At 66.1% G+C, this 4,118-nt stretch carries 6 protein-coding genes and 1 tRNA gene; 4 read left to right on the top strand and 3 right to left on the bottom strand.

Translation table 11 applies throughout. From position 1 onward, the window contains the following. Positions 1-344: 344 nt before the first annotated feature. Positions 345-608, top strand: a complete 264-nt coding sequence (locus WEE69_06210; protein ID MEX1144878.1) for a hypothetical protein — start codon at positions 345-347, stop codon at positions 606-608. Positions 609-663: 55 nt separating this feature from the next. Here the strand turns inward: WEE69_06210 and WEE69_06205 are convergent, their stop codons facing one another. Both WEE69_06205 and WEE69_06200 read right to left on the bottom strand, forming a co-directional pair. After that, complete coding sequence (locus WEE69_06205; protein ID MEX1144877.1) at positions 664-1,314, bottom strand: site-specific integrase; 651 nt, start codon at positions 1,312-1,314, stop codon at positions 664-666. 232 nt (positions 1,315-1,546) lie between these two features. After that, a tRNA-OTHER gene (locus WEE69_06200) sits at positions 1,547-1,628 on the bottom strand. Positions 1,629-1,780: 152 nt separating this feature from the next. Here WEE69_06200 and WEE69_06195 point away from each other — a divergent pair. From WEE69_06195 to WEE69_06185, 3 genes are all read left to right on the top strand, one after another. Further along, on the top strand, positions 1,781-2,311 hold the full coding sequence (locus tag WEE69_06195; protein ID MEX1144876.1) for a helix-turn-helix transcriptional regulator: 531 nt from the start codon (positions 1,781-1,783) through the stop codon (positions 2,309-2,311). Then, positions 2,308-2,850, top strand: a complete 543-nt coding sequence (locus WEE69_06190; GenBank protein ID MEX1144875.1) for a hypothetical protein — start codon at positions 2,308-2,310, stop codon at positions 2,848-2,850. The genes WEE69_06195 and WEE69_06190 overlap by 4 nt, the downstream gene beginning before the upstream one ends. A gap of 127 nt (positions 2,851-2,977) precedes the next feature. Beyond that, on the top strand, positions 2,978-3,787 hold the full coding sequence (locus WEE69_06185) for an SDR family oxidoreductase (protein ID MEX1144874.1): 810 nt from the start codon (positions 2,978-2,980) through the stop codon (positions 3,785-3,787). Between the two features lie 3 nt (positions 3,788-3,790). Here the strand turns inward: WEE69_06185 and WEE69_06180 are convergent, their stop codons facing one another. After that, complete coding sequence (locus WEE69_06180) at positions 3,791-3,913, bottom strand: hypothetical protein (GenBank protein ID MEX1144873.1); 123 nt, start codon at positions 3,911-3,913, stop codon at positions 3,791-3,793. Positions 3,914-4,118 lie beyond the last annotated feature (205 nt).

The following is a 4,118-nucleotide window of genomic DNA, read 5'->3' as shown; positions in this document are numbered from 1 at the left end:
TGGAGCGGACGACGGGATTCGAACCCGCGACCCTCACCTTGGCAAGGAGGCGGTACCCGTCTCATCGCGTCCACCGCGTGTTGTTGTGTTGGTAGGCAACGTCTTTGTAGTCCATTGCGTCCAGCCAGTCCATGCATTCATTGCGAGTAGATGGACAGGTGGATGGACAAGACAGAGCGAGCCGCGACGATTGAGCAGCGGGCTGGCGTGCACGTCGAGCTCGCGCGTGGCGCGAGACTCCCGGACGTGGGACAGCGAGAGCTTGATCATGTGCGACGGATCGCCCTGGCGTTCCGCCGCGATCGCGTGCGAGACTGACCGATCAACCCGTCGATAGGAGAAGCATGTTCGTAGGTGTCATCCACCACATCAACGACCCCAAGGGGTTCGAAGAGGCCGAGGACAAGGCGATCGCGGCGGGGCTTCCCGACGGGTTCGGACTCCCGATCCACGCCTCGACCAAGGATCACACCACGGGCATCTGCCTCTGGGAAGGCCCGTCGGTTGATGCCGTACGCGAGCTCGTCGAGAGCGTCGTCGGAGCGTTCTCCAAGAACGAGTACTTCGAGATGACCGTTGACGGTCTGACGCCTTCGCTCGAGCGCTGAGGCGCTCAGCCCCGACTCGAACCGCGTCTCGGACCCCGGCTTCGGTCGGGGTCCGTTAGCGCAGGAGGTCGGCGAGTGCCTCGGCTGCGGCGCGGTCGCCTCCGGGAACTGCGTGCGCATAGACGTTGAGCGTTGTGGACGCTCGGGCGTGAGAGAGACGCGCAGCGACGATCGGGATCGCTACGCCGGCGGCGAGCATCTCGGTGGCCATGAAGTGGCGCAGATCGTGCAGTCGGCAACGTGGGATGCCGGTGTCGCGTCGAAGACGGATGAATGCGCTGGTGACCCAGTTCGGCTTCCACGGTGTCGCGCCGTCGGTATCGTGACTGAACACGAACGAATCAGCGAGGCGATCGCGGCACGACCGGTGCTGCGCGAGGAACGCGGCCGTGTCGACATCGAGACTGACCTGGTAGGCGCGGCGCGCTTTGGTCGGTGCAAGGACCGGACCGGTGGGTCCTTCGACGAGCGCGCGGGTGAAACTGATCCGGCGCCGTTCGAGATCGACGTCCTTCCACCGCAACGCGAGGAGCTGACTGCGGCGCGCGCCCGTTGATGCGGCCAGCCGGAGGAAGGCACCGAGTGCCGGATCAGCGGCGGTCGCCTTCGCGATCAGCAACGCGACGTCCGCGGGGCTCGGCGGTCGGATCTCGTTCGGTACGGAACGGGGTGGGCTGGCGTGGGCGGCGGGTTCATCCAGATCCATTCCCAACGCTGTGCTTGGGCGAGCCCGGCGTGCAACACGCCGTGCAACCGACGCACGGTCCCAGGCGAGAGGTCCCCTCCACGCACGTTGGCGCATCGATCCAGGCATGACCAAGAGCCTGTGCCTGGATTGCGAAGTTCCGGCCATGGGCAAGTCATGAGCAGACCATGGGCAAGTCACACGGCTGCAACTCGACCGAGCACTCGGAACGCCTTACCGGATAACAGGTTCTTGGAGCGGACGACGGGATTCGAACCCGCGACCCTCACCTTGGCAAAAAAAGGTGGCGGGAACCGTCTGTCGTGTGCACCCGCGTGTTCTGGTGTTGGTAGGCAACACGTTTCTAGTCCATTGCGTCCACGCAGTCCATGGTGTGTGCGCGAGTAGATGGACAAGCGGATGGACAAGCTCGAAGCCATCGCGTCGCTGTCGCGCACTTCATCCTGCTATCTGATACGATAGCAATATGGCGAGAGTGACTGGCGACACCGGCGGTGAGCTCGTGTACCAAGCGCGCACCCAGGCGGGGTTGTCGCAGCGCGGGTTGGCCGAACTGGCCGGCACCTCCGGGCCGACGATCGCGGCCTACGAGAGCGGCACCCGCGAGCCTCGCCTGTCCACATTGGCGCGCTTGGTCGGCGCGACGGGAACGGAACTTGTCGTCGAGCTCCACGACGGCATGACCCGAAGTGACCGCCGAAGCCTCGCGTTGCACGCGGCGATCGCCGAGCGCCTCGCCACCGATCCTCACCGAGTGCTGCAGTCGGCTCGCCGGAATCTTCAAACCATGCGCCAGGCCGCGTCGACCCGCGGCGCGCACCGACTCCTCGACGAGTGGACCGAGCTCGTTGCGGACCGCAACATCCCCGCGATCACTCGTGTCCTGGGCGACCGGAGCGAGCACGCCCGCGACCTCCGCCAGATGACCCCGTTCGCGGGAGCACTGAACGACAACGAACGAACCTCGGTACTCGCCGCCGCGGCGGCACTCCTGTGAACCGCGAACAGTTCGAGCACACTGTGCGCGCCGCGGCCAGCGCGCTCGGTGAGGCTGATGTGATCGTCATCGGATCCCAAGCGATTCACGCCAGTGTGCCCGATCTCCAACTCCCGTGGGAAGCCACACGATCGAACGAGACCGACGTGATGGCCATCGACGGCAGCGCCGAATCAGCCGATCGCATCGAGCTCATCGGCGAAGCATCGAACTTCCACCAACAGTTCGGCATCTACGCCCAGGGGGTCGACCTCACCACGGCCCGGCTCCCCAACGGCTGGCGAGACCGCCTCGTTCCACTCACATGTGAGTACCCGGTCCCCGACCCGCGTGTCGGCCCCCACGCCGTCGCCTGGTGCCTCGAACGCCACGACCTCTGGGCCTCCAAGATCGCCGCCGGACGCCACAAGGACCTCGAGTACTGCACCGCGCTCGTCGACCATGGACTGGTCGATCCCGCCACTGTTCTCGAACGCGTCAACGCGATTCCCGACGTCACCCCCGAGATCCAACAACGCGCGCAACGGCTCATCAAGTGACCGCGAGCCAGAGCCCGAATTGCGAAGTTGGGGCCATGGGCAAGTCATGGAGCCGAAAGTGTCTAATGTCCGGCACCGACAACATGGCGCGTGCCTTCGATATTGAACGGCCTTGTACCATCCGCGCATGCAGCTGCACCGGTCGAATGTTCTCGTCACGGGCGCGTCGTCGGGCATCGGCGCGGCGCTCGCGGTCGTGCTCGCCGAACGGGGCGCGACCGTAGGACTCGTCGCTCGGCGCGCCGAGCGGCTCGCCGCGGTGCTCGCCGAGTGTTCGCCGCACACACCCGAGTCGCGGGCGTGGCCGTGCGACCTCGGCGACGTCGACGCCGCGTGTGCGCTCGTCGGCACGGTCGAGCACGAGTGGGGCGCGATCGACGCGATCGTGCACAACGCGGCGATCCCCAAACGCGTCCCGGTGACCGCATTGTCGCGTGCCCAACTCGCCGAGACGATGCGCGTGAACTTCGACGCGCCCGCGGCGATGACCCTCGCCGCATTGCCCGCGATGCTCGCCCGCGGCGCCGGCCTGATCGTGAACGTCTCGTCGGTCGGTGGGCGCGCCGGGGGCAGGAACGAGTCGGCGTACAACTCGTCGAAGTTCGCGTTGGCGGGCTGGAGCGAGGCCATGCGCATCGACCTCGAGGGCACCGGAGTGGCGGTGAAGCTCGTGCTCCCCGGCCCGATCGAGTCAGAGATCTGGGACCAACCGGGCAACGCGCCCGTGCTGTTCGAGGTCGAGAAGGTGAGCGCCCGCGACTGCGCGGTCGGGATCGCGGACGCGATGGAGGACGGCGGCTTCGAGTACTACGTGCCGCCGGTGATCTCCGGCGGTCTCGACGTGAAGCAGATGATCGTCGACAAGACCGCGCACTGCGACCGCTACCTGGCGGAAATGGCCGCCTTCACCGCGTCCCTCCTCCCCGGTGCGTCCTAGGCCTTAGGCCAACGGCGCGAACTCGCGGGAATCGCGTTCGTCGTCATCACCCACGACGCTGTTACCGCCCACAACCTGAGCGATCGCACGCTGCGCCTCGACCACCACCGACTCGAAGACGGCCATGAACCGAGTCAGGACGTGGACCCGCCTGTCACGCCAATCGAATCGCCATGGCAGCCGTCGACTTGATGGGCAAGTCATGGGCAATTCATGGGCAACTTCCACGGGTGCGATTCGGGGAGTCGCCTCAGAAGCGTTGTGTCACACCGAGAACTTGGAGCGGACGACGGGATTCGAACCCGCGACCCTCACCTTGGCAAGGTGATGC

Source organism: Acidimicrobiia bacterium, assembly GCA_040881685.1.
GTDB lineage: Bacteria > Actinomycetota > Acidimicrobiia > IMCC26256 > PALSA-555 > SHVJ01.
This window is presented reverse-complemented; position numbering and strand designations above follow the sequence as displayed.